At 72.9% G+C, this 26,880-nt stretch carries 17 protein-coding genes and 1 riboswitch; of the genes, 11 read left to right on the top strand and 6 right to left on the bottom strand.

Features of this window, described 5'->3' with window-relative positions; all coding sequences use genetic code 11:
* Positions 1–18 precede the first annotated feature (18 nt).
* The 3 genes from nuoL (at position 19) to nuoN (ending at position 5,215) form a co-directional block, all read left to right on the top strand.
* A complete protein-coding gene (gene nuoL / locus HCN56_RS00760) occupies positions 19–1,914 on the top strand; it encodes an NADH-quinone oxidoreductase subunit L (protein WP_167967443.1) in 1,896 nt (631 codons plus the stop codon).
* A 3-nt stretch (positions 1,915–1,917) separates the two neighbouring features.
* Positions 1,918–3,516: an NADH-quinone oxidoreductase subunit M gene (locus HCN56_RS00755; protein ID WP_167967442.1), complete on the top strand. Its 1,599-nt coding sequence runs from the start codon at positions 1,918–1,920 to the stop codon at positions 3,514–3,516.
* A 76-nt stretch (positions 3,517–3,592) separates the two neighbouring features.
* Complete coding sequence (nuoN, locus tag HCN56_RS00750; RefSeq protein ID WP_312870973.1) at positions 3,593–5,215, top strand: NADH-quinone oxidoreductase subunit NuoN; 1,623 nt, start codon at positions 3,593–3,595, stop codon at positions 5,213–5,215.
* A 125-nt stretch (positions 5,216–5,340) separates the two neighbouring features.
* Here nuoN and HCN56_RS00745 read toward each other — a convergent pair whose 3' ends face one another.
* The gene (locus tag HCN56_RS00745; protein WP_167967441.1) at positions 5,341–5,943 is read right to left on the bottom strand and encodes a hypothetical protein; all 603 of its coding nucleotides are present in this window, start codon (positions 5,941–5,943) and stop codon (positions 5,341–5,343) included.
* A 343-nt stretch (positions 5,944–6,286) separates the two neighbouring features.
* On the opposite strand from HCN56_RS00745, the gene HCN56_RS00740 reads away from it, so the two are divergent.
* The 3 genes from HCN56_RS00740 to HCN56_RS25985 all read left to right on the top strand — a co-directional run bounded on the left by HCN56_RS00740 (position 6,287) and on the right by HCN56_RS25985 (position 9,112).
* Positions 6,287–7,732 carry a hemolysin family protein gene (locus tag HCN56_RS00740; protein ID WP_167967440.1) on the top strand — a complete coding sequence of 482 codons (1,446 nt, stop codon included), beginning with the start codon at positions 6,287–6,289 and terminating at the stop codon, positions 7,730–7,732.
* Positions 7,729–8,781, top strand: a complete 1,053-nt coding sequence (locus HCN56_RS00735) for a CNNM domain-containing protein (protein ID WP_167967439.1) — start codon at positions 7,729–7,731, stop codon at positions 8,779–8,781. Before HCN56_RS00740 ends, HCN56_RS00735 begins: the two co-directional genes overlap by 4 nt.
* 124 nt (positions 8,782–8,905) lie before the next feature.
* The gene (locus HCN56_RS25985; RefSeq protein WP_167967438.1) at positions 8,906–9,112 is read left to right on the top strand and encodes a DUF397 domain-containing protein; all 207 of its coding nucleotides are present in this window, start codon (positions 8,906–8,908) and stop codon (positions 9,110–9,112) included.
* A gap of 60 nt (positions 9,113–9,172) precedes the next feature.
* On the opposite strand, the gene HCN56_RS00725 is transcribed toward HCN56_RS25985, so the two are convergent.
* Both HCN56_RS00725 and fahA read right to left on the bottom strand, forming a co-directional pair.
* Positions 9,173–9,889, bottom strand: a complete 717-nt coding sequence (locus HCN56_RS00725; protein WP_167967437.1) for a hypothetical protein — start codon at positions 9,887–9,889, stop codon at positions 9,173–9,175.
* Between the two features lie 288 nt (positions 9,890–10,177).
* A complete protein-coding gene (fahA, locus tag HCN56_RS00720; protein ID WP_167967436.1) occupies positions 10,178–11,419 on the bottom strand; it encodes a fumarylacetoacetase in 1,242 nt (413 codons plus the stop codon).
* A gap of 185 nt (positions 11,420–11,604) precedes the next feature.
* On the opposite strand from fahA, the gene HCN56_RS00715 reads away from it, so the two are divergent.
* The gene (locus HCN56_RS00715; RefSeq protein WP_167967435.1) at positions 11,605–12,615 is read left to right on the top strand and encodes a polyprenyl synthetase family protein; all 1,011 of its coding nucleotides are present in this window, start codon (positions 11,605–11,607) and stop codon (positions 12,613–12,615) included.
* A 1,425-nt stretch (positions 12,616–14,040) separates the two neighbouring features.
* On the opposite strand, the gene metE is transcribed toward HCN56_RS00715, so the two are convergent.
* The 3 genes from metE to aceA form a co-directional block, all read right to left on the bottom strand.
* Positions 14,041–16,359 carry a 5-methyltetrahydropteroyltriglutamate--homocysteine S-methyltransferase gene (metE, locus tag HCN56_RS00710; RefSeq protein WP_167967434.1) on the bottom strand — a complete coding sequence of 773 codons (2,319 nt, stop codon included), beginning with the start codon at positions 16,357–16,359 and terminating at the stop codon, positions 14,041–14,043.
* 176 nt (positions 16,360–16,535) lie between these two features.
* Positions 16,536–16,729, bottom strand: a riboswitch (cobalamin riboswitch).
* Between the two features lie 552 nt (positions 16,730–17,281).
* Entirely contained in the window at positions 17,282–18,925 is a 1,644-nt protein-coding gene (locus HCN56_RS00705) for an aldolase/citrate lyase/malate synthase family protein (protein WP_167967433.1), read from the bottom strand.
* Positions 18,926–19,121: 196 nt separating this feature from the next.
* The gene (gene aceA / locus HCN56_RS00700) at positions 19,122–20,663 is read right to left on the bottom strand and encodes an isocitrate lyase (RefSeq protein WP_245245783.1); all 1,542 of its coding nucleotides are present in this window, start codon (positions 20,661–20,663) and stop codon (positions 19,122–19,124) included.
* A gap of 476 nt (positions 20,664–21,139) precedes the next feature.
* Between aceA and tsaD the strand changes: the two genes are divergently transcribed.
* The 4 genes from tsaD (at position 21,140) to HCN56_RS00680 (ending at position 26,854) form a co-directional block, all read left to right on the top strand.
* Positions 21,140–22,219 carry a tRNA (adenosine(37)-N6)-threonylcarbamoyltransferase complex transferase subunit TsaD gene (gene tsaD / locus HCN56_RS00695; protein ID WP_167967455.1) on the top strand — a complete coding sequence of 360 codons (1,080 nt, stop codon included), beginning with the start codon at positions 21,140–21,142 and terminating at the stop codon, positions 22,217–22,219.
* Between the two features lie 52 nt (positions 22,220–22,271).
* Positions 22,272–24,917 (top strand): alanine--tRNA ligase, encoded by a 2,646-nt coding sequence (gene alaS, locus HCN56_RS00690; RefSeq protein WP_167967432.1) that lies wholly within the window; start codon positions 22,272–22,274, stop codon positions 24,915–24,917.
* 222 nt (positions 24,918–25,139) lie between these two features.
* Positions 25,140–25,808, top strand: coding sequence for a hypothetical protein (locus HCN56_RS00685; protein WP_167967431.1), 669 nt, complete (start codon positions 25,140–25,142; stop codon positions 25,806–25,808).
* A 125-nt stretch (positions 25,809–25,933) separates the two neighbouring features.
* On the top strand, positions 25,934–26,854 hold the full coding sequence (locus HCN56_RS00680) for a hypothetical protein (protein WP_167967430.1): 921 nt from the start codon (positions 25,934–25,936) through the stop codon (positions 26,852–26,854).
* Positions 26,855–26,880: the final 26 nt, after the last annotated feature.

The following is a 26,880-nucleotide window of genomic DNA, read 5'->3' as shown; positions in this document are numbered from 1 at the left end:
AAGAATGTGGAGTTACCAGTGGAATCGTTGATCGGACTGCTCGTCGCGGCACCGCTGCTGGGCGCGGCGCTGCTGCTCGTGGGCGGTCGCCGCCTCGACCGGTTCGGCCACTGGCTGGCAACCGGCCTGGCCGCGCTCTCCTTCGCCCTGGCCGTGGTGCTCTTCGTCGACATGCTCGGCCGGGACGGCGGTGACCGGGCCCTGAGCCAACATCTGTACAGCTGGGTGCCGGTGAGCGGGTTCCAGGCGGACATCGCCTTCCAGCTCGACCAGTTGTCGATGACGTTCGTGCTGCTGATCACCTCGGTCGGCACCCTGATCCACCTCTACTCGGTGGGTTACATGGAGCACGACGTGCGGCGGCGCAGGTTCTTCGCCTACCTGAACCTGTTCCTCGCGGCGATGCTGATCCTGGTCCTCGCCGACAACTACCTGCTGCTGTACGTCGGTTGGGAGGGCGTCGGTCTCGCCTCGTTCCTGCTGATCGGGTTCTGGCAGCACAAGCCGAGCGCGGCGACGGCGGCGAAGAAGGCGTTCGTGGTCAACCGCGTCGGCGACGTCGGCCTCGCGATCGCGATCTTCCTGATGTTCTCCACCTTCGGTACCTTCGCGTTCTCCCCGGTGCTCTCCACCGCGGAGCAGGCGAGCGAGGGCACGCTGACCGCCATCGGGCTGATGCTGCTGCTGGCCGCCTGCGGCAAGTCGGCGCAGGTGCCGCTCCAGTCCTGGCTGGGCGACGCGATGGAGGGCCCGACCCCGGTCTCGGCCCTCATCCACGCCGCGACGATGGTCACCGCCGGCGTCTACCTGGTGGTCCGCTCCGGTGCGATCTTCGACGGCGCGCCCGCCGCGCAGACCGTGGTCGTCGTGGTCGGTGCCGTCACCCTGCTGTTCGGCGCGATCGTCGGTTGCGCGAAGGACGACATCAAGAAGGCCCTCGCCGGGTCGACGATGTCGCAGATCGGCTACATGATGCTGGCGGCCGGGCTCGGCCCGATCGGCTACGTCTTCGCCATCATGCACCTGGTGACCCACGGCTTCTTCAAGGCCGGGCTGTTCCTCGGCGCCGGTTCGGTCATGCACGGCATGAACGACGAGGTCGACATGCGGCGCTACGGCGGGCTGCGGAAGTACATGCCCGTCACCTTCGTGACGATGGGCCTGGGCTACCTCGCCATCATCGGCTTCCCCTACCTCTCGGGCTTCTTCTCCAAGGACGAGATCATCTACGCGGCCTTCGGGAAGGGCGGCGCCGAGGGCTGGATTCTCGGGGGCGTCACCCTGCTGGGCGCGGCACTCACCGCGTACTACATGACGCGCATCATGCTGATGACCTTCTTCGGCGAGAAGCGCTGGGTGAAGGACGCCGAGGGCAACGACCCGCACCCGCACGAGTCGCCGCTGTCGATGACGGTGCCGATGATCGTGCTGGCCGTCGGGTCGGTGGGCGCCGGCTTCGTCTTCAACCTCAACCACTCGTTCGTCGACTGGCTGTCGCCGGTGGTCGCCACCGCCGACGGGAACTCCCCGGTCAGCCACGGCATGGTCTCCGTGCTGGCGACGGTGCTGATGCTCGTCGGCGTCGGCGCCGCCTGGTTCCAGTACGGGCGCCGTCCGATCCCCGAGGTCGCCCCGACCGGCGTCTGGATCACGCGGGCCGCCCGCCGCGACCTGCTGCAGGACGACTTCAACCACGCCGCGTTCGTCACCCCCGGCAGCTACCTCACCCGCGGGCTCGTCTACGTCGACCACAAGCTGGTGGACGGTGTCGTCAACGGCACCGCCGCGGGCTTCGGCGGGCTCTCCGGGCGGCTGCGGAAGGTGCAGAACGGCTTCGCGCGCAGCTACGCGGCTTCGATGTTCGGCGGTGCGGCGATCCTCATTGCCGTGACCCTGCTGATGAGGGCGGTCTAACTCATGTCATTTCCCCTGCTGACGGCCACGGTGCTGGCGCCCGCCATCGGCGCGGTCGCCACCGCCGCCGTCCCCTCGGCTCGGCGCAACCTCGCCAAGTGGGTGGCCCTAACCGCCTCGCTGGTCACCGCCGTTCTCGCGATCCTGGTGCTGATCCGGTTCGAACCGGGCGGCGACCGCTACCAGTTGACCGAGTCCCACGCGTGGATTCCGGCGTTCGGCGTCCGCTACGAACTCGGTGTGGACGGCATCGCTGTCGCGCTGGTGGCGCTGACCGCGGTGCTCATCCCGTTCCTCATCGGCGCCGGCTGGAACGACGCCGACCCCAAGGAGGGGGAGACCCCCGCCGGGAAGCGCTGGCGCCCCACCCAGGGCTTCTTCGCCCTGATCCTCATGGTCGAGGCCATGGTGGTGATGTCGTTCGTCGCGACCGACATCTTCCTCTTCTACATCTTCTTCGAAGCGATGCTCATCCCGATGTACTTCCTCATCGGTGGCTTCGGCGACCGCGCCGGGGAGCACTCGGAGAACGGGCAGGCCAAGCAGCGGACCTACGCGGCCGTCAAGTTCCTGCTGTACAACCTGGCCGGCGGCCTCATCATGCTGGCCGCGGTCATCGGCCTGTACGTCGCCACCGCGGACCTCCCGGGCGGCAGCACCTTCTCGCTCCAGGCGATCGCCGAGGCCCGCGCCTCCGGTGAGCTGACCTTCGCGCAGAACACCGAACGCTTCCTGTTCCTGGGCTTCTTCATCGCCTTCGCCATCAAGGCGCCGCTGTGGCCGGTCCACACCTGGCTGCCCAACGCGATGGGCGAGTCGACCGCCCCGGTCGCCGTGCTCATCACCGCGGTGGTCGACAAGGTCGGCACCTTCGCGATGCTCCGCTTCTGCCTGGGGCTGTTCCCCGAGGCGAGCGCCTGGGCCACACCGGTGGTGATCGTGCTGGCACTGATCTCCATCATCTACGGCGCGCTGCTGGCGCTCGGCCAGCGCGACATGAAGCGTCTGATCGCCTACGCGTCGATCAGCCACTTCGGCTTCATCATCCTGGGCATCTTCGCGATGACCAGCCAGGGCCAGACCGGCGCGACGCTGTACATGGTCAACCACGGCATCGCCACCGCGGCCCTGATGCTGGTCGCCGGCTTCCTCATCACCCGCCGCGGCTCCCGCCTCATCGCGGACTACGGCGGCGTGCAGAAGACCGCGCCGATCCTGGCGGGCACCTTCCTCATCGGCGGACTGGCGACGCTGTCGCTGCCCGGCACCGGGCCGTTCGTCAGCGAGTTCCTGGTGCTGGTGGGCACGTTCACCCGGTACCCGGTGGCGGGCATCGTCGCCTGCGCCGGCATCGTCCTCGCCGCGCTCTACGTGCTGATCCTGTACCAGCGCACCATGACCGGGCCGGTGCGGCCCGAGCTGTCCCGGATGCCGGACCTTCGTCCGCGTGAACTCGCCGTGGTGGCACCGCTGATCGCGATGCTCATCTTCCTCGGCGTCTTCCCCCGGCCGCTCACCGACATCGTCGACCCCGCGGTCCAGCACACCCTCTCCGACGTCGGTGAGAGCGACCCCGAGCCGGAACTGGAGGCCCGCCGATGACATCGCGCATCCGGGAGACCAGCCGCGACCGTGACCCGAGCCGCCGCATCGGCGGGGGATACGAGGAGACAGCACAGTGAACAGCTGGACGCACGCGCAGGGGGTGCTGGAGACCCCGCAGTTCGAGTGGGTCGCGCTCTCCCCGACGCTGATCGTGGTGGGGGCCGCCGTCATCGGCGTGCTCGTCGAGGCGTTCGCGCCCCGCCGCCACCGCTACGGCACCCAGGTGGTGCTCGCCGTACTGGCCCTGGCGACGGCGTTCGCCGCCGTCGTCGGGCTGGCCGCCGACGAGCACGCGAGCACGCAGGCGCAGGTCGCCGGCATGGGCGCGCTGGCCGTGGACGGCCCGGCGCTGTTCCTCCAGGGCGTCCTGATCCTCGTCGGGTTCGTGTCGGTGTTCCTCTTCGCGGAACGCCGGCTGGAACCGGCCGAGCACGGCCGGGCCGTGGACTCCTTCGCCGCGCAGGCGGCGGCGGTGCCCGGCGGCACCGCGGAGAAGCTGGCGGTGAAGTCCGGTTACACCACGACCGAGATCTTCCCGCTGATGCTGTTCGCCCTCGGCGGCATGCTGCTCTTCCCCGCCGCCAACGACCTGCTGCTGCTCTTCATCGCGCTGGAGGTCCTCTCCCTGCCGCTGTACCTGCTGTGCGCCCTCTCCCGGCGCCGGCGGCTGCTGTCGCAGGAGGCCGCGGTCAAGTACTTCCTGCTGGGCGCCTTCGCCTCGGCATTCCTGCTCTTCGGCATCGCGCTGCTCTACGGCTACGCCGGCACCCTCTCCTACGCGGGCATCGCCGACGTCATCTCCGGCGCCCCGCCGGCGGTGGACCCGGGCCTGGCCGCCACGATGGGCAACGACGCCTACCTGCTGATCGGTGGCGCGCTGGTCGTCATGGGCCTGCTGTTCAAGGTCGGAGCCGTGCCGTTCCACATGTGGACGCCGGACGTCTACCAGGGCGCCCCGACCCCGGTGACCGGCTTCATGGCCGCCGCCACCAAGGTCGCTGCCTTCGGCGCGCTGCTGCGGCTGCTGTACGTGGTGCTGCCGGGCATGCGGTGGGACTGGGAGCCGGTGCTGTGGGGTGTCGCCATCGCCTCGATGCTGGCCGGCGCCGTCATCGCCATCACCCAGACCGACGTGAAGCGGCTGCTGGCCTACTCCTCGATCGCCCACGCCGGCTTCATCCTCGCCGGGGTGCTGGCGCTCAGCGAGGACGGCGTCTCCTCGGTGCTGTTCTACCTGGCGGCGTACTCCTTCGTGACGCTCGGCGCGTTCGCCGTGGTGACGCTGGTGCGCGACGGTGACGGCGAGGCGACACACCTCTCCAAGTGGGCCGGACTCGGCCGCCGTTCCCCGCTGCTGGCCGGTGTCTTCGCGCTGTTCCTGCTGGCGTTCGCCGGTATCCCGCTGACCTCCGGGTTCGCCGGCAAGTTCGCGGTGTTCAGCGCCGCGGCCGACGCGGGCGCGATGGGTCTGGTCATCGTCGGTGTGATCGCCTCGGCGATCGCGGCGTTCTTCTACGTCCGCGTCATCGTGCTGATGTTCTTCAGCGAGCCGCAGGAGGACGGCCCCTCGGTCGTCGTCCCCAGCCCGATGACCACCTCGATGCTCGGTGTCGCCGCCGCGGTCACTGTGGTGCTCGGCGTCGCGCCGCAGTACTTCCTCGACCTGGCCGGCCAGGCGGGCGTCTTCGTCCGCTGAACCGCCCCCGGCCTCGCGCCGGGCCCCGTCACGGCGAACGGGCCGGTACCCCTCCGCAGGAGGAAGGTACCGGCCCGTTCCGCGTGCCGGGCGCCGGGCTCGCGGCACCGCGGCGTACGGCAGGGTCAGTCGTCGTCGCCGGGGCCGCCGATGCTGCCCGGCAGGAGCGACTCCAGCTCGTCGATGTCGAAGCCCTCGAAGTCGATGTTGTCGAGGTCGATACCTTCGAGCTCCTCCAGGCCGAGTTCGCCCAGGTTCAGCTCGGCCAGGTCCACCGCCTGGTCGGCGATCCGCTCGTAGACCGTCTCGCCGCTCTCCCAGCCGACGGTGAGCGCCTCGCCGTTCAGTGTGGCCTCACCGCTGGAGTACCCCGTCGCGACGGAGCACTGGAGGCTGATCATGGAGTGGTCGCCCATCGACTGCGCCCCGCCGAGGCAGGCGTCGTCGGAGGTGAGCAGGGTGGCGAGGCCGTCGTCGCCGATCTGGAGCAGGGTGTCCGCACCGGAGACGCTGCCCCAGATGCCCGCGATGGCCCCGGTCCCGCCGCCTGCCGCGTCGTCCGCGTCGTCCTCCTCGTCGGCGTCCTCGCTCTCCTCGCCGTCACCCTGCTCGGAGGCGCCCGTCTCCTCGGTGGCCGCGTCGTCGGAGGAGTCGTCGCTGCTTCCGCAGCCCGCGGCCAGCAGCATCACTGCGGCGGCCAACGCCGGTCCGGCCAGACGTATCTTCATGGTCTCCCTCTCACATCCCGGTACCCGCTCGGCGCGGGCGCGGTCGTGGGCGTCGGGCAGCACCGGGGACGGTCCTGCCGTGCGGCCGAGTGCCGCACTCCGTACTCTGCCCTACTCCGGTGAACGACGACGGACGCCCGGCCGGAACCCGGCGGTCGCTCGGTCGGGCGAGCCACGCCGTGGGCAATCCCCGCGCGTCCCGGGGTACGGCGGATGAACCGCCTAATGTGGGGCATCAGCACCGAGTCCCGTGCCGCGTCGTCGACCCCCCGCGGCGCTGCCACCGGCCCGGACGCCCTCCTGGCCGGCATCTGCCCGAAGCTCTGCGTGAGGTGAACCGGACGTGACCGAAGCGGTGTTGACCGGGCTGCTCGGCGTCGTGGTGATGCTGGTGATCATCGCGGCGAACGGCTACTTCGTCGCGCAGGAGTTCGCCTACATGTCCGTCGACCGCGAGCGTCTCGGCGCCCGCGCGGACGCCGGTGACGCATCCGCGCGCCGCGCGCTGCGGGTCACCCGGCGCACCTCGTTCATGCTCTCCGGTGCGCAGCTCGGCATCACCGTCACGGGCCTGCTTGTCGGCTTCGTGGCGGAGCCTCTTGTCGGCGGTTCGATCGGCGTGCTGCTGGGAGGGGTGGGCGTCCCGGTGGCGCTCGGCGTCTCCGTCGGCACCGTGGTGGCGCTCGTGGTGGCCACGGTGGTGCAGATGATCTTCGGTGAGCTGTACCCGAAGAACCTCGCCATCGCCGCTCCGGAGCCGCTGGCGCGCGCGCTCGCGCCGTCCACCCTGCTCTACCTGGCGGCGTGCGGCTGGCTGATCACCGTGTTCGACCACGCGGCCAACGCCTTCCTGCGGCTGCTGCGGATCGAGCCGGTGCACGACCTGGACACCAGCGCCACCCGGGAGGACCTGCGGCACGCCGTCTCCGACTCGCGCGACAGCGGCGACCTGCCCGCCGACCTGTCGCTGCTGGTCGACCGCGTCCTCGACTTCCCGGAACGGTCCGTCGAGCACGCGATGGTGCCCCGTGCCCGAGTCGACACGGTGGCCCCGGCCACCACTGTCGCCGAGGTGCGGGCGCTGATGGCGCGGGCGCACAGCCGGTACCCGGTCATCGACGCGAACGGCGAACCGCTCGGAGTGGTCCACCTCGTCGACCTGCTGCGCCGGCGCCCCACCGACGAGGCGCCGGTGAGGAGCGTGATGCGGCCGGCGTTGCTCCTGCCGGTGCTGCTGCCCCTCCCGGACGCGCTGGCGGAGATGGAGCGGGCCCGGGAACAACTCGGCTGCGTTCTCGACGAGTACGGAGCGTTCACCGGAATCCTGACGGTCGAGGACCTCGCGGAGGAACTGATCGGGGACATCTCCGACGAGCACGACCCCGGACCACCGGCCGCCGTCGTGCCGGAGGACCACGGGTGGCGCATCGACGGCGACACCCCGCTGGACGAGGTGGGCCGGGCCATCGGACGGACGCTGCCGGCAGGCGAGTACGAGACCCTCGCCGGTCTGCTCATCACCCACCTCGGGGCGCTCCCGCAGCCCGGCGAGACCGTCCGGGTTCCGCTGCCCGAAGACCCCGCCGAGCTGGTGATGGAGGAACCGGTGCACCGACTGCTGGAGGCGGAGGTGCTCGACGTCGCCCGCCACGTGCCGAGTTCCCTCCGCGTGCGCGTGGTGGAGGAGCAGGCCGGAGCTGTGGGCGAGAGCACCGGCGGCACCGGCGGCGCCAGCGGCACCGAGGGGTCTTCGGGGCCGCTGGGGACGCCCGGAGAGGAGGGCCGATGAACCCGCTGTTCGTGACCGTCGCCACCGTGCTCGTGATCGTGCTGAGCGCCTTCTTCGTGATCATCGAGTTCGCGCTGCTCGGTGCGCGGCGCCACAGGTTGGAAGCCATGGCGCCGGAGAGCCGTGCCGCGCGCGCCGCCCTGAGGGGCGTGCACGAGCTGACCATCATGCTTGCCGTGGCGCAGCTCGGCATCACCGCCTGTACTTTCGCGCTGGGCGCCCTCACCAAGCCCGCCGTCGACCGCTGGTTGGGTCCGGTGCTCGCCTCCTGGGGGCTGCCCGGGTGGGCCGCCGACAGCGCCGCGTTCGCCCTCTCGTTGTTCTTCGTGACGTTCCTGCACCTCGTCGTCGGCGAGATGGCGCCCAAGTCGTGGGCGATCGCCCACCCGGAACGCGCCGCCGTCCTCGTGGGGTTGCCCTCCCGGGCACTCGCCCGGCTGCTGCGGCCGCTGCTGCGCTGGATCAACGACATGGCCAACCGGCTGGTCGCGGCGAGCGGCGTCACACCGACGGACCGTGCCGCCGCGGGGGGACGCGACATCGACACCATCCGGCACCTGGTCGAGCACTCCGCCTCCGTCGGCACGCTCGAACCGGGCGACAGCGCCCAACTGGCGGACGTCCTGGACCTCCAGGAGCTGCGCGTGGGCGACCTGCTGCCCGCCCGGCGCGGTACGACCGCGGTGCCCGCCGACGCGGTCGTGGGCGACGTGTGGGAGGCGGCCTCCCGCTCCGCCCACATGCGCATCCTGGTCGAGTCGGGCGACGCGGGCGTTCCGCGGCTCGTCCACGTCCGGGACGTGCTGCTGGAACCGGCGGACCGTCCGGTGGGCGCCTTCAGCCGCGAGGTGCTGACGCTCGACGTCGACCTCCCGGTCTACGAGGCGCTGTCCCGGATGCGTGCCGCCAGCGAGCAGTTGGCGGTGGCGATGGACGAGGGCCGCAGCGTCGGCGTGCTCACCGTCACTGACATCCTGCGGCACATCCTGCCCCGCCAGGACGCCGTACCCCACGCCGACGACGACCGACCCCCCGGCGCGCCTGCCTGACGAGCGCATCACGCCCCGCCCCGGGGTCGACTCGGCGGCCTCGGTGCTCCGCACCACCGGCCACCCCGACACAACCCGCCCCGAGCCGAGGCTTCGTGCCTCCGGCCACGACGAAAGGACTCCCGTGACAACTGAGTCTGCTTGCTGGTTCACCTCTTCCTACAGCAGCAACGGTGGTGCCTGTGTCGAGGTTGCCGTGAATCTCGCGGTGTCGGACGGGCTGGTGCCTGTGCGGGACTCCAAGGACGTGGCCGGGCCGGTGCTCGCGTTGCCGGTCTCCGCGTTCGCGTCGTTCGTCGATGGCGTCCGGTCGGGGCGTTTCCCGGCCTGACCCGCGTGCGGTCGGCGCGCCCGCCTCTCGGGGGAGTGCGCCGACCGAGTCGCAGGGCGTCTACTCGATGTCCTCGTCCCAGTCGCCCATCCAGGCGTGGCTGACGGTGCGGTCCTCCTCGGTCCAGGTGACGTCGAGGGTGTCGCCCTTCTGCGCCAACTCGACCGTCTTCATGGTCTCGTCCTCGTCGTCGCAGAAGAGGAAGCTGCTCCACCCCTCCTCCGCGTTGCCGAAGAGCAGCCCGCCGCACTCCACCGGTGTGCCGTCGGGCAGCAGCCACGTGGTGTCGACGAAGAAGGCGTTGGCGATGCCGGTGCCGGACTCCTGGCTGGAGAGGACGCCGAAGAGGGTGTTGTCCGCGCCCTGCCACACGCCGGTGATCTCGGCACCGACATCCAGGACACCCTGGCCGTCCTCACGGCGCTCGGCGCCGCCCCCGCCCGCGTCGGAGTCCTCGTCGGCGTCGGCGTCGGCGTCGGCATCGGGGTCCGGTGACGGCTCGGGGTCGTCCTCCCAGTCCTGCCAGTCGTCCCAGCCCTCGACCTCGTCCATGTCGAAGTCGTCCTCGCCGAGCCCCTCGCCGGGCGAGATCATGAACGCGTCGCGTGCCTCGCGGAGGTCGGTGATCATGTCGCGCAGCGCCCCGCCGGAGCCGTCCCCGCTCGCGGAGCCGCCGCTGCCGCTGTCGTCGCCGCCGCTGCCGCAGCCGGTGAGCAGCAGTGCCGCCGTGGCCGTCGCCGCCACGCCCAGTCGTATGCCGTGCCTGCCTCGGTGCATGAGTCCTCGCCCCCCTCGCGGGCACGGCCCGGGCTGTGCCCCGGGGCGTCCGCCCGTCGTCCGCGCGGCCGCTCCCGGCCGCCGGCGCGCGGCGGCGACCGGCGCACCGCGCGGAGGGGAGCCCCACCCGCGCCGTGTCCGGTCCGTACCGCGGCACGCCGATACCTGACTTGTTGGTGTACACGCCACCCTAGGGCGCGGCGGTTGCGGTCCGGGCACGGTTGCGTGAGGTTCCCGTACCCACCGGGCGGTATGGCCGGGCCGCTCCGCCCGGTGGGTACGGCCCGGTCAGGCCGCCGGGGTGATCCGGCCGGTGACCTCGCCCAGGCCGATCCGGGTGCCGTTCGGCCCCGGCGCCCAGGCCGACAGGGTCACCTCGTCGCCGTCCTCCAGGAACGTCCGCTTGCCGGTGCTCAGCTCCACCGGGTCGCGCCCGGCCCAGGTCAGCTCCAGCAGGCAGCCCCGGGTGGCGACCTCGGGGCCGGAGACCGTGCCCGAACCGAAGAGGTCACCGGGCCGCAGCGTCGCACCGTTCACCGTCATATGGGCCAGCTGCTGCGCCGCCGTCCAGTACATGGCGGCGAACGGCGGCTCGGAGATCACCTCGCCGTTGAGCCGGACGGTGATCCGCAGGTCCAGCCCCGCCGCCTCGACGCCGCTGCCCTCGCCGTCGGCCAGGTAGGGCAGCAGCTCGTGGCTGCGCGCCGGCGGCTCGGTGCGGGCGTGGTCCAGCGCGTCCAGCGGGGTGATCCACGCGGAGACGGAGGTGGTGAAGGACTTGCCGAGGAACGGGCCCAGCGGCACGTACTCCCATGCCTGGAGGTCCCGCGCCGACCAGTCGTTGAGGAGGCACACGCCGAAGACGTGGTCGCGCAGCGCGGTCTGCGGCACCGCGGTGCCCGGCTCGGTGGCGCCACCGACGACGAAGCCGACCTCGGCCTCGATGTCGAGCCGCCGCGAGGGGCCGAAGTCCGGCACCGGCGCGTCCGGGGCCTTCCGCTGCCCGCTCGGCCGCTTCACCGGGGTCCCCGAGACGACGACCGTGCCGGCGCGCCCGTGGTAACCGATCGGCATGTGCTTCCAGTTGGGAGTCAGCGGCTCGCTGTCCGGGCGGAAGATCCGGCCGAGGTTGGAGGCGTGGTGCTCGCTGGCGTAGAAGTCGACGTAGTCGGCGACCTCGAACGGCAGGTGCAGTGTCACCGACGCGTCCAGCGGCAGCAACAGGCCGTCCGCGGCGAGCTGTTCGCGACGCGCGGCGTCCGTCAGCCAGCTGCGGACCGCGGCGCGCACCTCGCGCCAGGCGGGCCGCCCGGCGGCCAGCAGCGGGTTCAGGGAGGGGGCCGACAGCACCTCGGCCCACGGGTGGTCGGCGGCCGCGGCGGCGGCGCCCACGTCCAGTACCCAGGAGCCGTAGCGCACGCCGATCCGGCGCCGGTCGGGCGCGGCGTCGGTGGTGTAGACGCCGTAGGGCAGATTGTCCGGGCCGTAGAGGTCGTCCTCGGCCACGTCGGGCAGGCTCACGTCAGACATGGCCATACCCTACGGCCCGGTAGCCCGGCTCGGACCGCCGCGCGGCGGCCGGTTCCGACCGGCCACCCGAGGCCCGGGGAACGGGACCGGCGTGACCCAGTGGCGACCGGGTACGCGCTGGCAGTGATCGACGGACGACCGGATACCCTGCCTGGGACAAGGCACCGGAGACAGGAGAAGCGCTCGTGACCGTCGTGGGTCCCTTCGGGGTGAGCGTGCGGGACCAGGCACTGGAGGCCGATCTCCAGACCGGGCTGACCGCTGTCGAGGCGGGCCTGGTCGAGGCCACCAAGAGCGACGTGCCGTTCCTGAACGACACCGCCCAGCACCTGGTGCGTGCGGGCGGCAAGCGCTTCCGGCCGCTGCTGGTGATGCTGGCGGCGCAGTTCGCCGACCCGCACGCGCCGGGTGTGGTGCCGTCCGCGGTGGTGGTGGAGCTGACGCACCTCGCGACGCTCTACCACGACGACGTGATGGACGAGGCCGAGGTCCGGCGGGGCGTGCCGAGCGCCAACGCCCGCTGGGACAACTCGGTGGCGGTGCTGACCGGCGACTTCCTCTTCTCGCGGGCGTCGGCGATCGTGGCGGGGCTCGGCCCCGAGGCGGTCCGCATCCAGGCCGAGGCGTTCGAGCGGCTGGTGACCGGCCAGATCCTGGAGACGGCGGGTCCGCGCTCCGGGGACGACCCGGTCGACCACCACCTGGAGGTCATCGCGGGCAAGACCGGCTCGCTCATCGCCGTCTCGGGCCGGTTCGGCGCGCTGCTCTCCGGCGCGGACGAGGCGACCGTCCACACGCTCACGCAGTTCGGCGAGCGGATCGGTATGGCCTTCCAGCTCGCCGACGACGTCCTGGACATCACCGGCGACCCCCACGAGTCCGGCAAGACGCCCGGCACCGACCTGCGGGAGGGCATCGACACCCTCACCGTGCTGCGGCTGCGGCAGCAGGCCGCCGAGGGTGGCTCCCCCGAGGACCGCGCGCTGGTGGAGCTGCTCGACTCCGACCTCAGCGACGACGCCCGCCACGCCGAGGCCCTCGCGGGGCTGCGCGCCCACCCCACGCTGGCCTCGGCCCGCGCGGACGCGCTGCGGTACGCCGCCTCCGCGCGGGAGGCGCTGGCGCCGCTGCCGGAGATTCCGGCGAAGGCCGCGCTGGCCGGGCTCTGCGACGCCGTGGCGGACCGGACCGTCTGACCCGGGGTCGGCGGGGTTGACCGGGGGCTGCCCGGCCGGTTGTTCCCGCTCGACCCGCCCTGGCGGGCGGCCGGTGTCGTCCGCCTGCCCGGTCGTGGCGGCCCGCGGGCGCGGTGTCGGTCGGCCCGCTGCCCCTGACACCCGCTCCATACCCGGTATGCAGGCCATGGTGGCGGTGCGGGCGGCTCGCGTCCCCGGCTGCTCGGGGGCTCCCCTAGGGGCCCCGGCCCGCGGCGGCCCCCGGGGTCATACCGGCGGAGGAGCCCGACAGCAACCCCTGGGCCGACGTTTTTCCCGCCGATCCGCGATGAAATCGGTAGTGAACCGGGAAACCGGGAAGGATCGCAGGGTCCGAGGAGATGGGGAAGAGATGGCCATGAACAAGAAGCTCCGCCGAACCGTCGTTGCGGGCTCGGTGGTGTGCGGCGTCGGACTGGTGGGGGCCGGTGTCTACCCGGCGCTGGCCAGCGACGGCGGCCCGGACCTTCCCGCCCTCTCCGCCGAGGAACTGATCGTCAAGGTCGCGGAGTCCGACACCGAGCAGCTCAGCGGCACCGTCCGCGTCGACATGGGCTTCGACGTGCCGGCGATCGGCTCGTTCGCCGAGCAGTTCGGCGGCCCGGCCGCACGGCTGGCGTCGCTGGCCACCGGCAACAGCACGCTCCAGGTCGCGCTGGACGGCGAGGAGCGGCAGCGGCTGGTCATCGCCGAGGGCGACGAGGAGCTGAGCGTCATTCACAACGACGGCGACGTCTGGATGTACGACAGCGCCGACAACATCGCCTACCACGCGGACCTCACCGAGCACGCGGAGAAGTACGACGCGGAGGCGCACGACGAGGAGTGGGGCACGGGGCACGAGGAGTTCGCCTCGCTCACCCCGCAGCAGATGGCGCAGGAGGTGCTCGCCGGTGCCGGCGAGCACGCGGAGATCACCGTGGACGGCACCGCGCGGGTCGCGGGTCAGGACGCCTACCAGCTGCTGGTCGTCCCGAACGAGCCGGTCGACGGCAGCGAGTTCGGCACCGTGGAGTCGGTGCGCATCTCTGTCGACGCCGAGACGGGGCTGCCGCTGGCCGTCACCGTCGCCGGCCCCGAGAGCAACCTGGTCGACGTGGCGTTCACCCACATCCGGTACGAGCAGCCCGCCGGCGGCACCTTCTACTTCACGCCGCCCAACGGCGCCGAGGTGGTCAACCTCGACGAGGAGAACCCGTTCGCCGGCCTCGGTGCGGGAGGCTTCGCCTTCGGCCGCCGGGCCCCGCTCGTCGCCGGGGGCTGCCCCGGGACACGACGGTGTGCGGGCGGCGTGCGGGCGGCGTGGCACTCCCCACCGCCCGCACGCCGGCCCGCCGGTGAGTCGCCGGCCGGTGAACCGCTCACCGGCTCAGCGGCTCACCGGCCGGCGGCGCCGACGCACCGGCTTCACTCGGCGGACAGCGCCTCCCGGGTGCCGCGCGCGGCGGCGACCAGGTTCTCCAGCGCCGCCCGGACCTCCGGCCAACCACGGGTCTTCAGACCGCAGTCGGGGTTGACCCACAGCCGCTCGGCCGGGATGGCGCCCAGCCCGCGCTTCAGCAGCGCGACGACCTCGGCGGTGTCCGGCACCCGCGGCGAGTGGATGTCGTACACGCCGGGGCCGACCTCCCGCGGGTAGCCGTGCGCCGCCAGCTCGTCCGCGACCTGCATGTGCGAGCGGGCCGCCTCCAGGCTGATGACGTCGGCGTCGAGGTCGTCGATGGCGGCGATGACGTCACCGAACTCCGCGTAGCACATGTGGGTGTGGATCTGCGTCTGCGGCTGCACCCCGGCGGTCGCCAGCCGGAACGACTCGGTCGCCCACCCCAGGTACGCGGCGTGGTCCGCCGCGCGCAGCGGCAGCGTCTCCCGCAGCGCCGGCTCGTCGACCTGGATGACCGCGGTGCCGGCCTTCTCCAGGTCCAGCACCTCCTCCCGCAGCGCCAGCGCGACCTGCCGCGCGGTCTCGCCCAGCGGCTGGTCGTCGCGGACGAACGACCAGGCGAGCATGGTGACCGGGCCGGTCAGCATTCCCTTGACCGGCCGGTCCGTCAGCGACTGGGCGTACGTCGTCCACGGCACCGTCATCGGCTCGGGCCGCGAGATGTCGCCCGCCAGGATCGGCGGCCGGACGTACCGGGTGCCGTAGGACTGCACCCAGCCGTGCCGGGTCGCCAGGTAGCCGTTCAGCTTCTCGGCGAAGTACTGCACCATGTCGTTGCGTTCGGCCTCGCCGTGCACCAACACGTCGACGCCGGCCTTCTCCTGGAAGGAGACGACCTCGCGGATCTCGGCGGCGATCCGCTCCTCGTACCCCGTCGCGTCGATCCGCTTCGCGCGCAGATCGGCCCGTGCGACCCGCAGTTCGTCGGTCTGCGGGAACGAACCGATGGTGGTCACCGGCAGCAGCGGCAGGCCGAGCCGCTCCCGCTGGGCGACGGCCCGCTCGGCGTACGGCTGCGAACGCCGGGCGTCGGCGTCGGTCACCGCGGCCGCCCGCTCCCGCACCGCGGGGTCGTGGGTCAGCGCGGAACCGGCCCGGGAGGCGAGGTCGGCTGCGTTGGCGCGCAGCCGGGCGGTGACGGTGTCCGTGCCCTCGCGCAGCGCCCGCGCCAGGGTGACGGTCTCCTCCGCCTTCTGGCGGGCGAACGCCAGCCAGCGCGAAACCTGCGGGTCCAGGTCGCGCTCCGCGGTGGCGTCCAGCGGCACGTGCAGCAGCGAGCAGGACGGTGCCACGTCCACCGAACCCGCGAGCCCGAGGAGCGTCGCCAGCACCCCGAGCGAGGCGGTCAGGTCGTTGATCCAGACGTTGCGGCCGTCGATGACACCCGCCACCAGCCGCTTGTCGGGCACGCCGCCCGCGGCCGCCAGCTCCGCGAGGTTGGCCGCCGCGGGGCCGGTGAAGTCGATCGCCAGCCCCTCGACCGGGGACTTCGCCAGCACCGGCAGCGCGTCACCGAGCCGGTCGAAGTAGGAGGCGACCAGCAGCTTCGGCCGGTCCGTGAGCGCGCCGAGATCGCGCAACGCACGCCCGGCGGCGTTCAGTTCGGCCGGCGTGCGGTCCTGCACCAGCGCCGGCTCGTCGAGCTGCACCCACTCGGCCCCGGCGGCGCGCAGGTCCGCCAGCACCTCCGTGTACACCGGCAGCAGGCGGTCCAGGAGGGTGATCGGCTCGAACGAGGGGTCCACCCCCGGCGCCGGCTTGGCCAGCAGCAGGTAGGTGACCGGGCCGACCAGTACCGGGCGGGCCGTGAGGCCGTCGGCCAGCGCCTCCCGCAGCTCGGCGACCTGCTTGGTGGAGTCGGCAGCAAAGACGGTGTCGGGGCCCAACTCGGGCACCAGGTAGTGGTAGTTCGTGTCGAACCACTTGGTCATCTCCAGCGGCGCCACCTCCTGGGTGCCGCGCGCCATCGCGAAGTAACCGTCCAGCGCGTCGGTGTCGACGGCCGCGCGGTGCCGCTCGGGCACGGCGCCGACCATCACGCTGGTGTCCAGGACGTGGTCGTAGAACGAGAAGTCACCCGTGGGGACCTCGGCGATGCCTGCCTCCGCGAGCTGCCGCCGGTTGGTCCGGCGCAGTTCCTCCGCGGTGGTCCGGAGGGTGTCGGCGGTGACCTTGCCCTTCCAGTAGCCCTCGATCGCCTTCTTCAGCTCTCGGTTCCCGCCCTGCCGGGGGTAACCGTGGACGGTCGCCCCCGCTGCCGCGGCTGCGGACTTCGGTGTCACGAGACTCTCCTTCGCGAGTCGTGCGGAGATACGGCCCCCGGGGGACGTCTCACGGTGCGAAGGAACGGCGCGGCGACCCTTCACGCACGCCGGTGGCGCGCGGGTGGCCCGCGTCCTCCCGACCCGCCCGCGAGGGTCTCCGAAGGTCGCCGCGCGCCATGGGTGCGCACGGGCAGTGGCAGGTCTTCGGACTCACGGGCCCGCCGGCGCGCACCTCTCGGGCACACCGGCACCTACTGGCCGTCGCTTCCCGGACGCGGCGCGTCCAGTGCGTGTGACGGCGGTCGTTCCCGCTCACCGCTGCGGGGCAGTCCCGGATTCCCACCGGGTTCCCTCTTGCGACACCCCGCCTGGCGGACGGGGCGAACCAGCTGCACCGCCCAGGCTAGGCGCTGCGGCGCCTCCCAACCAGAGTGCGACCGGATGACGGACGCGCCCCGTGCGGTCACCGGCCCGGGCCCGTCCGCCGGGAGCGGCGGGCGCCGACGGTGCGGCGCCGCCCCGTGCGGCCGACCGCGGTGGATACTCGGCCCGCGGCGCCCCGTTGTGGTCCCTGGCTCCCGCCGCGTTGCCCGACTCCTGCCGGCGGTGGGGCCCCGCCCCGGGGCGGCGGCAGGAGTCGGTCCGGGCGGGGGTGGACGAGAGGAGCGGCCCCACGGTGCGCGGACTCCGCAGGATCTCCGGTACCTCCCACGACGGTGTCGACACCGCGGTCGTGCGCTTCATGCAGGACGGTGCGACCCTCCGGGCCGAGGTGCTGCTCCACGGCGGGACGCCCGCCCCGGTTCCACTCCGGACCGAGTCGGCGGCCGCACTGCCGCCGCGGCGCGGCGCGCCCTGCTCGGTCGGCCGACGGCGCACCGCCTGCCCGGCAACGTTCCCAGCTGCACGGTCGCGTCGGGGGGGAGCGCGCTGGGCCGGGTCAGCCCGGCGCCCGGCGCCCCGCTCCCGCCGGCGGCCCGCAGGCGCCGGCGGCCGGACCTTCCGGGGGTGCGGACGGGCTGACCCCCGGCACGGCCGGGGGCGCCCCGACGCCCGCCGCGGGCTGCCGGTCGCCGCGGGCCCCGGCGGGACCGTGCCGGGACCACTGGCGCAGCTGCGCCACGGCCAGCGCCACCGACGCCGCGTCGTGCACCGCGCCCTCGATCACCACGGTCGCGCGCCCCTCGGATCGGGCGGCGGTGTATCCGGCGACCAACTGCCGTGCAGCCCGCACCCCTTCCGGCCCGGGCGGTGCCGCCGTGCGCCGCACCGCGAGCAGTTCGGCGGCTGTGACCGCCACCTCCGGTCGCTGACGGTCGAGTTGGTGGCTCCGGCCGCGCAGCACCGGGGCGAACGCTGCGCGGGCGGTGGGGACGAGCGCGGGGTCCGCGACCCGGGTGCCGTCGAACCCGTCCTCCGCCTCGCGCTCCAACACCAGCCGGGCGGCGCCGACGGCGGCCGCGTCGGCTGTCGCGGTGGTGCCGCTGCCGATGACGTGGGCTCCCCGCCGGTGGCCCACCTGCACCAGCAGATCCGTACAGGCCCGCAGGAACGGTGCCGTCACGGGGAGCCGGTCCCGCTCGGGCAGGACCGTGCCGGGCCGCTCGGCGCTGACGGTCTCCACGAGGTCGGCGAGGTAGGCGTGGTGTGCGGCGGCCAACGCGGCCGGCCGCGACCGCAGGACGAAGAGGATCTCCTCGGCCTCCGTAGCCGCCCGCACACGCTCGATCGGCACGGTCACCGTCACCGTCCCCGGCTCCAGCCCGAGCAGCCGCTCCGCCGCCAGCAGCAGCCGGTGCCACCGCAGCGCCTCGCCCCGGTGGCCGACGCGGGGGAGCACGAGGCCCGGCGGGGGAGCGGCCACCGTGCGGCGTGCCGCGAGGTGGTGGAAGAGGAACAGCCCGACATCGACGACGGGCGCCGCCGGCGGACGGCCGTCCAGCAGCACGGCGCGCTCCACCGCCTGCCAGCCGCGGGGGCGGAGCACGATGCGGGGAGCCCCGGCCGGATTCGGCTGCGGCGGCAGACGGTGGGGGCGGGCGGTGCCCGCCGGCCCCGCCGCGGACCGGGCGCCCCGCCACCGGGTGGTGCGGTGCGCGGCGGTGGGCCCGCCGGGTGTGCCGGTGCCGGTGGCCGGTTCGGGCCGGGGCGTCGACCGCACGAGCCGGGCCGCCTCCCGGAGGGCACGCTGTCCGGCGAGCAGCGATGCCCAGTCGTCGGGGGTCGCGTCGTCGAGGTCCGCCACCCAGACGTCCGCGCCGGAGGAGAGCGCCCGGGCCGAGGCCGCCGGATCGGCGGGTGAGGCGACCACTTCGACGGTGCGGCGCTCGGTGCCCGGTGGGGCGGGAGCGACGAGCCAGGCCGGGTCGCGCTGCGACGCCCGCCGCGCAGGACCATCCGCGGTCGTCGCTGTCGCCGCTGTTGCTGTGCCGGCGGGCTCGGCGAGCAGTTCGGCGTGCCGGCCGGTGACCGCCGCGTGCAGCGCGGCCAGCAGGGCGAGCGCCTCCGGCGTGAGGAGTTCCCGGTGCTGGTCCCCGGGCGCGGCGAGCAGCCGGGCGCCGGAGCTGAGGGTCGGGGTCGCCATGGGTCCTCCCGGGGGGCGGGGAGCGGAGGGGACGGGCCGAGCGGTCCGTGCCGGCGGCCCGCCCCGGGCGACGGGCCCGGGGCGGGGTCGAGCGGTGGGGGAACGCGGCCGGCGAGGCATGCCGCGCCGAGGCGTCGGTGAGCGGCCGCTCCCCGCCCAGGTGGAGCAGGGGCGGCGCCCCGGTTGAACGCCAAGCTCAGTGGAACTGCTGCTCCTCGGTGGAGCCCCGCAGCGCGAGCGTCTCCGCGGCCGGATTGAGGGCGGAGGCGACGAGGTCGAAGTAGCCGGTCCCGACCTCGCGTTGGTGCCGGACGGCGGTGAAGCCGTCGCGTTGGCTGGCGAACTCCCGCTCCTGGAGATCGACATAGGCGGTCATCCCGGAGCGTGCGTAACCGCGTGCGAGGTCGAACATGCCGTGGTTGAGGGAGTGGAACCCTGCCAGGGTGATGAACTGGAACCGGTAGCCCATGGCGCCCAGTTCCCGCTGGAAGGCCGCGATGCTGTCGTCGTCCAGCGCGGCCCGCCAGTTGAACGACGGCGAGCAGTTGTAGGCGAGCATCCGGTCGGGGAACTCGGCGTGTATCGCCTCGGCGAACTCGCGGGCCTGTGCCAGGTCGGGGGTGCCGGTCTCCATCCAGAGCAGGTCGGCGTAGGGCGCGTACGCCAGGCCGCGGGAGATCACCGGCGCCATGCCGGGCCGCACCCGGTAGAAGCCCTCGGCGGTGCGTTCTCCGGTGGTGAACCGGGCGTCGCGTTCGTCCACGTCGGTGGTCAGCAGGTTCGCCGCCAGCGCGTCGGTGCGGGCGACCACCAGCGTGGGGACGTCGGAGACGTCCGCGGCCAGCCGGGCGGCGTTGAGGGTGCGGATGTGCTGCGAGGTCGGCACCAGCACCTTGCCGCCGAGGTGGCCGCACTTCTTCTCGCTGGCGAGCTGGTCCTCGTAGTGGATGCCGGCGGCGCCTGCCGCGATGAGCGCCTTGGTCAGCTCGAAGGCGTTGAGCGGTCCGCCGAAACCCGCCTCGGCGTCGGCGACGATCGGCACCAGCCAGTCGGTGGTGTCGCCGCCGCCCTCGGCGACGGCGATGCCGTCGGCGCGCAGCAGCGCGTTGTTGATGCGGCGGACCACCTGCGGCACCGAGTTGGCGGGGTAGAGGCTCTGGTCGGGGTAGGTCTGGCCGGCCTGGTTGGCGTCCGCCGCGACCTGCCAGCCGGAGAGGTAGACGGCCTGGAGGCCGGCCCGGACCTGTTGGACCGCCTGGCCGCCGGTCATCGCGCCGAGGGCGTGCACGTAGTCGAGTTCGTGGAGCTGGCGCCACAGGCGTTCCGCACCCCGGCGGGCGAGGGTGTGCTCCTCGCGCACCGAGCCGGAGAGCCGCAGGACGTCCTCGGGGGTGTAGTCGCGGGTGATGCCGTGCCAGCGGGGGTCGGTGCGCCACCGTACGGCGAGTTCGTCGGCGTGCGGGCCCGCGCCGTGCGCCGCGCTGCCCGCGGGCGCGGTGGCCGGCGCGGGTGCTGGTGCGGCGCCCGGCGCGTGGCCGTTGCGGAGCGTCCGGAGGGGGTGGAGGGGCTGCTGGTGCTGGGCCATGGCGTCTCCCGGTGGTCGCGGCGGCGCGTGGGGCGCCGCGGGGGTGTCGACGGGCGGTGCGGGGGCGTGGCGGGCTGTGCCGTTCCGTTCGCCGACGGCGGTGTCGGCGGTGATGGTGACCGCGAGGCGGCCGCTGTTGGCGCGGCGGAGCATCGCGCATCACGGCTCTGCTCATCTGTGATGCGCTGCTCTCAACTGTGACAGTGGCACTGCGTGCCAGCAAGAGGGCGGAGCCATCGAATTCCGGTCGGTCGCCCCCGCTCACCGGAGCGCCGACCGGCAGCTGTCGCGGACCGGCCAACCCCGCAACGAGGGGGACGAGGGGAAACCCGGCCGGACCAGCACTCCGCCCGCACCGGGTGCCGCCGCATCGCGGCACCCGGTGCAACCACAGGCCGGGCGCCCCCACGGACCGGCCCCCCGTCAACCACCCCGGCGCGCCGCCGGCCGCCCTGCACCCCCGCCGCACCGCGCCCGGCCCGCCCCGGCCCGCGCCCCCGCCCACCGCGCGCCGCCGTCCTCCCCCGCGTCCCGACCCGTCCGCCCCGAGGCGGGCTCGGCTATCGGTGTGCGTCGGACACGCCGGGCGCTCTACTCTGAATGCCTCAGGCAAGCACGGAGGAATGGACATGCAAGGTCGCGTGGTGCTGGGCATCGAATCGTCCTGTGACGAGACGGGCGCCGGACTGGTGCGGGACGGCAAGCTGCTCGGCCACGCCGTCGCCTCCAGCATGGCCGAACACGCCCGCTACGGCGGTGTCGTCCCCGAGATCGCCGCCCGCGCACACGTCCACTCCTTCAACCCGGTCGTCCAGCAGGCGCTCGACCGGGCCGGGCTCACCATGTCCGACATCGGCGCGGTCGCCGTCACCACCGGACCCGGCCTCTCCGGCGCCCTCCAGGTCGGCCTCGCCGGCGCCAAGGGCATCGCCTACGCGCTCGACGTCCCCCTCTACGGCGTGCACCACCTCGCCGGGCACGTCGCCGCCGACACCCTGGAACACGGCCCGCTGCCGGAACCCTGCATGGTGCTGATCGTCTCGGGCGGCCACACCTCGCTGCTCCTCGTCCGCGACCTCGTCCGCGATCCGATCCTCCACCTCGGCGACACGCTCGACGACGCCGCCGGCGAGTGCTTCGACAAGGTCGCCCGCGTCTTCGGCCTGCCCTACCCCGGCGGCCCCGCCATCGACCGCGCCGCCCGCGACGGCAACCGGAAGGCCGTCGCCTTCCCCCGCCCCCTCACCGGCACCCGCGACGAACGGCACCGCTTCGCCTTCTCCTTCTCCGGCCTGAAGACCGCCGCCGCCCGCTGGTCCGAGCAGCACCGCGCCGAAGGACGCGACCTCCCCGTCGCCGACGGCGCCGCCTCCCTCCAGGAAGCGGTCGCCGACGTCCTCACCCGCAAGGCCGTCGACGCCTGCCGCGAGCACGACGTCTCCACCCTCGTCGTCGTCGGCGGCGTCGCCGCCAACTCCCGGGTCCGCGAACTCGCCGAGCAGCGCTGCCGATCCGCCGGCATCACCCTGCGCGTCCCCCCGCTGGGCCTGTGCACCGACAACGGCGCGATGATCGCCGCCGTCGGCGACCTCCTCGTCCGCTCCGGCGCCGAACCCGCACCGCTCGACCTGTCGATCGACCCCTCCGCGCCCCTCACCTACGCGGCGCTCACCCCCGCGGCACGCACACCCGCCTCCGCGGCGGCCTGACCCCGCCGCCGCCCGCCCGATCCCCCCGACCCGCAGACGCCCGGAGCATCCCTTGCGTACCGCTGAGATCCGCCGCCGATTCCTGGACTACTTCGCCGAGCGCGGCCACCACCGCGTCGCCAGCGCCCCGCTGCCGACGCCGGACCCCACCCTCCTCTTCATCAACGCCGGCATGGTGCCCTTCAAGCCCTACTTCACCGGCGAGGCCACCCCGCCGTGGGACCGCGCCACCAGCGTCCAGAAGTGCGTGCGCACCCTCGACATCGAGGAGGTCGGCAAGACCACGCGCCACGGTTCGTTCTTCCAGATGAACGGCAACTTCTCCTTCGGCGACTACTTCAAGGAGGACGCCATCCGGTTCGCCTGGGAGCTGTCCACCAACCCCCAGGACCAGGGCGGCTACGGCCTTGACCCCGACCGCATCTGGGCCACCGTCCACCACAGCGACGACGAGTCCCGCGAGATCTGGCGCCGCGTCTCCGGCCTGCCCGACGACCGCATCGTCGCCCGCGGCGACGAGGACAACTTCTGGTCCATGGGCGTCCCCGGACCCTGCGGCCCCTGCTCCGAGCTGTACTACGACCGCGGACCCGCCTACGGGCCCGCCGGCGGCCCGGAGGTGGACGAGGACCGGTACATGGAGTTCTGGAACCTCGTCTTCATGCAGTACGAGCGCGGCGCGGGCCCCGGCAAGTCCGGGTTCCCGATCCTCGGCGAACTCCCGCGCCGCAACATCGACACCGGCATGGGCCTGGAGCGCATGGCCAGCCTCCTCCAGGGCGTCGACAACCTCTACGAGATCGACGAGACGCGGCCCATCCTCGACCACGCCGCCAAGCTCACCGGCGTCCGCTACGGCGCCGACCATGAGAACGACGTCCGGCTCCGCGTCATCGCCGACCACGTCCGCACCGGCCTGATGCTCCTCGCCGACGGCACCGCCCCCGGCAACGAGGGCCGCGGCTACGTGCTGCGCCGCATCCTGCGCCGCGCCGTCCGCGCCACCCGCCTCCTCGGCTACCAGGACCCGGCCCTGCCCGAGCTGCTCCCCGTCGCCCGCGACTGCATGTCGCCCAGCTACCCCGAGCTGGCCGAGGAGTTCGAGCGCATCTCACAGCAGGCCTACGGCGAGGAGGACGCCTTCCGCAAGACCCTCAAGCAGGGCACCACCGTCCTCGACACCGCCGTCGAGAAGACCAAGGCCGACGGCGGCAGCACCCTCGCCGGCGCCCAGGCGTTCCTCCTCCACGACACCTACGGCTTCCCCATCGACCTCACCCTGGAGATGGCCGCCGAACAGGGCGTCGAGGTCGACCGCGACGGGTTCGCCGCCCTCATGGCCGAACAGCGGGAACGCGCCCGCGCCGACGCCCGCAACCGCAAGGCCGGGGCCGCCGACACCGCCGCGCTCCGCACCGTGCTCGACGCCAACGGCCCCACCGACTGGGTCGCCTACGAGGCGCTGGAGACCGAGTCCACGGTCCTCGCCCTCCTCGGCCCCGCCGGGCCGCTGCCCGTCGCCACCGCCGGCGACATCGTCACCGTCGTGCTGGACCGCACCCCGTTCTACGCCGAGTCCGGCGGCCAGGACTCCGACGCCGGCCGCCTGACCGGCACCTCCGCCGAGGCCGAGGTCCTCGACGTGCAGCGCGCCCTCCCCGGGCTCGTCGTCCACCAGGTGCGCGTCACCGCCGGTGAACTCGCCCCCGGCGACACCGTACGCGCCGCGGTCGACGCCGAGTGGCGCACCGGCGCCCGCCAGGCCCACTCCGGCACCCACGTGCTGCACGCCGCCCTCCGGCAGATCCTCGGCCCGGCCGCGCTCCAGGCCGGCTCCTACAACCGGCCCGGCTACCTCCGCCTGGACTTCCCCTGGCGCGGGGCGCTCTCCCCGACCGTCCGCTCCGAGGTCGAGGAGGCCGCCAACCGCGCGCTGCGCCAGGACCTGCCGGTCGGCGTGCGGTGGATGCCGCTCGCCGAGGCCAAGGAACTCGGTGCGCTCGCGCTGTTCGGCGAGACCTACGGCGAGAAGGTCCGCGTCGTCGAGATCGGCGGCGCCTGGTCCCGTGAACTCTGCGGCGGCACCCACGTCCAGCACGCCTCGCAGGTCGGCACCATCGCCCTCACCGGCGAGGCGTCCGTCGGCGCCGGCATGCGCCGCGTCGAAGCGGCCGTCGGCGTCGAGGGCTTCGCCTACCTGGCGCGCGAGCGCGACCTCGTCGCCCAGCTCGCCGAGCAGCTCCAGGCGCCCCGCGAGCAGCTCACCGAACGCGTCGGTGTGCTGCTGGAGCGGCTGAAGACCGCCGACCGCACCATCAACGAGCTGCGCCGCAAGGAGTCCATGGGGCGCGCCACCGAACTGGCCGCCGCAGCACGGGACATCGCCGGCACCCTCGCCGTCACCACCACCATCGACGGTGACGGCGGCAGTGCCCGCGAACTGGCCCTCGCCATCCGCGACCGGCTGCCCGAGCGCACCCCGGGTGTGGCTGTGGTCGGTGCGGGCGCCGGGCCCAAGGGCGTCGTGGTCGTCGCCGTCAACAAGGCGGCCAAGGAGGCCGGCCGGTCCGCTGCCGACGTCGTCAAGGGGCTGCTCGGTGGGCGCGGCGGCGGCAGCGCCGACGTGGCCCAAGGCGGCGGCATCCCCGCGGCCGACCTCGCCACCACCCTCGACGGACTGCCGGGGCTGCTGGGCTGACGGCAGGAGTTCTCGACCGACCCTGAACCACGACGGGCCGGACACGCGCGACAGCGCGTGTCCGGCCCGTCGTGCGTGTCCTGGTGGTGGGGTTGGTGGCGGAGTGGGCGGCTTGTGACGCGTTCGGTACGGGGTGCGTCTGGCCGGTCGGGTCGCGGGTCGGTAGCGTGCTGTGACGTCGATCCGCTGTTCCGTTGTCGTGTTGTTGGGGGAGTTACCGCTATGAAGCGCCACCTTGTCCTGCCCGTCGTCGCCGCGGCGACGGCCGGTCTGCTGCTGACGTCGTGCTCCGGCGGGGACTCCGAGCCGGACGACGACATCGCAGGCGCACAGACCTCGGCACCACCGGAGGACGACGAGCCGGAGGAGCCGGAGGACGACGCGGACGCCGAAGCCGACACGGACGCCCCGGACGACGGCATCGACCGCCCGGTGATCGAACTCCCGGAGGACATGACCAAGGAGTTCGAGGACGTCGACACCGACGACCCGGACGAGCTTGCCGTCCTCGCCGATCAGGCCCGCTACGCCTCAGCTGTGGATGAGGCGATCGCTGCCGGAGAAGTGGGCCCCGCGCTCGAGTTCTATGCGACCGGCGAAGGCTATGCCAGCGCACTGGACCTGGTTACGGGCTTCCACGAGGACGGCTATCGAGTTGGTGGATCCACTCGTTACTACAACAGGTCTGTGACGATGCGTGAGGATAGCATGGCGACATCCTCCTACTGTGTTGACTTCTCCGATGCTTATTCGATCGACCTGGAGACCGGAGAAGAATTTCCGGACGGCGATGAGCAGGGCCTCTATTCGTTCCGGCACGTGCTCAACGATGCCGGGGTCTGGCAGGTCGATTCCTGGACTGCCGCCTCTGGTGGTGACTCGTGCGACTGAGGGGCGCGGGGGTTTTTCTCGTAGTATCTGCAGTTCTGTGCGTTCCCGTTCACGCAGCCTGGGCCCAGTCCTCAGATAACTTTCTCGACAGGTCGAGAGAGAGTGCCGCGGGCCACGATGGGGGCGTGCTCTCCGCAGAGGCGTCGTTCGTCGGGGTCATTGTGGAAGGCGGCGACGCGTCAGGCGCAGGTCAGATGAGCCCGGTGAAGACATTGTGGGAGCCCCCGGCCTGCTACTTCGCTCCGAAGTGGACCGCCGAGGAGTTCAAGAAGTGGTGGACCGGTCATGTGTTGCCAATGGCGGAGAAGACTGAGGCTCCCGGTTTTACATCCGACCTGAGGCAGGACCACAAGAAGCTCTACGGGCCGGAGGGTAAATACGAGGATCACAACGTTGCTCGGGCGGACGAGGGTACGTGGTGGGGGGTCCACACCAATCCGAATGCTCGCGGCACCGAAGATGCGATGGCGTGCTACAGCGACGAGTCGTATCTCTGGGTCGAGCACTCCGATCCGCCGCCGAGTGTTTCGGGAGTCCCCGACGCCCAGGTGCTGGCGGAGTTGGCGTATGAGCACGTGCATATTCCTGAGCTCTCCTTCGAGGTGAACCCGGCTGCTGATGCGCAGAAGGTGAACCTGGCGACGTGGGTGTGGTTGCCGGCGTCGGAATTGGAACCGGTGTCGGTGACGGCGCGGTTGGACGGTTACGCGAATCTGTCGTCGACGGTGACGGCGCGGCCGGTGTCGGTTTCGCTGGACGCGGGGACCGCGGATGCCACGGTTCATGCGGGGTCGGGCGGGTGTGCGGTGTCGTCGGCCGGCGTGATCGGCGCGGAGTGGACGAGTGCGCGGAAGGGTGAGACGCCGCCGTGTGGCGTCACCTATCACCGTGCGACGCACGGTGGGGATGGTTACGAGCTGAGCGCTACCGTGACGTGGGAGGTGAGCTGGGAGGGGTCCGACGGCAGCGGCGGTGATCTTCCTTCGGGTGAGTTCGGCTCCTCCCTGCCCGTCCAGGTGCAGGAAGTGCAGACCATCGTCCGCTGATGGGCGCGTTGCCACCTTGGTGCGCC

Source organism: Streptomyces lonarensis, assembly GCF_012033735.1.
GTDB classification, from domain to species: Bacteria; Actinomycetota; Actinomycetes; order Streptomycetales; family Streptomycetaceae; genus Streptomyces; species Streptomyces lonarensis.
The sequence above is the reverse complement of the archived record's forward strand: the minus strand, read 5'-3'. Positions and strand labels throughout refer to the sequence as shown.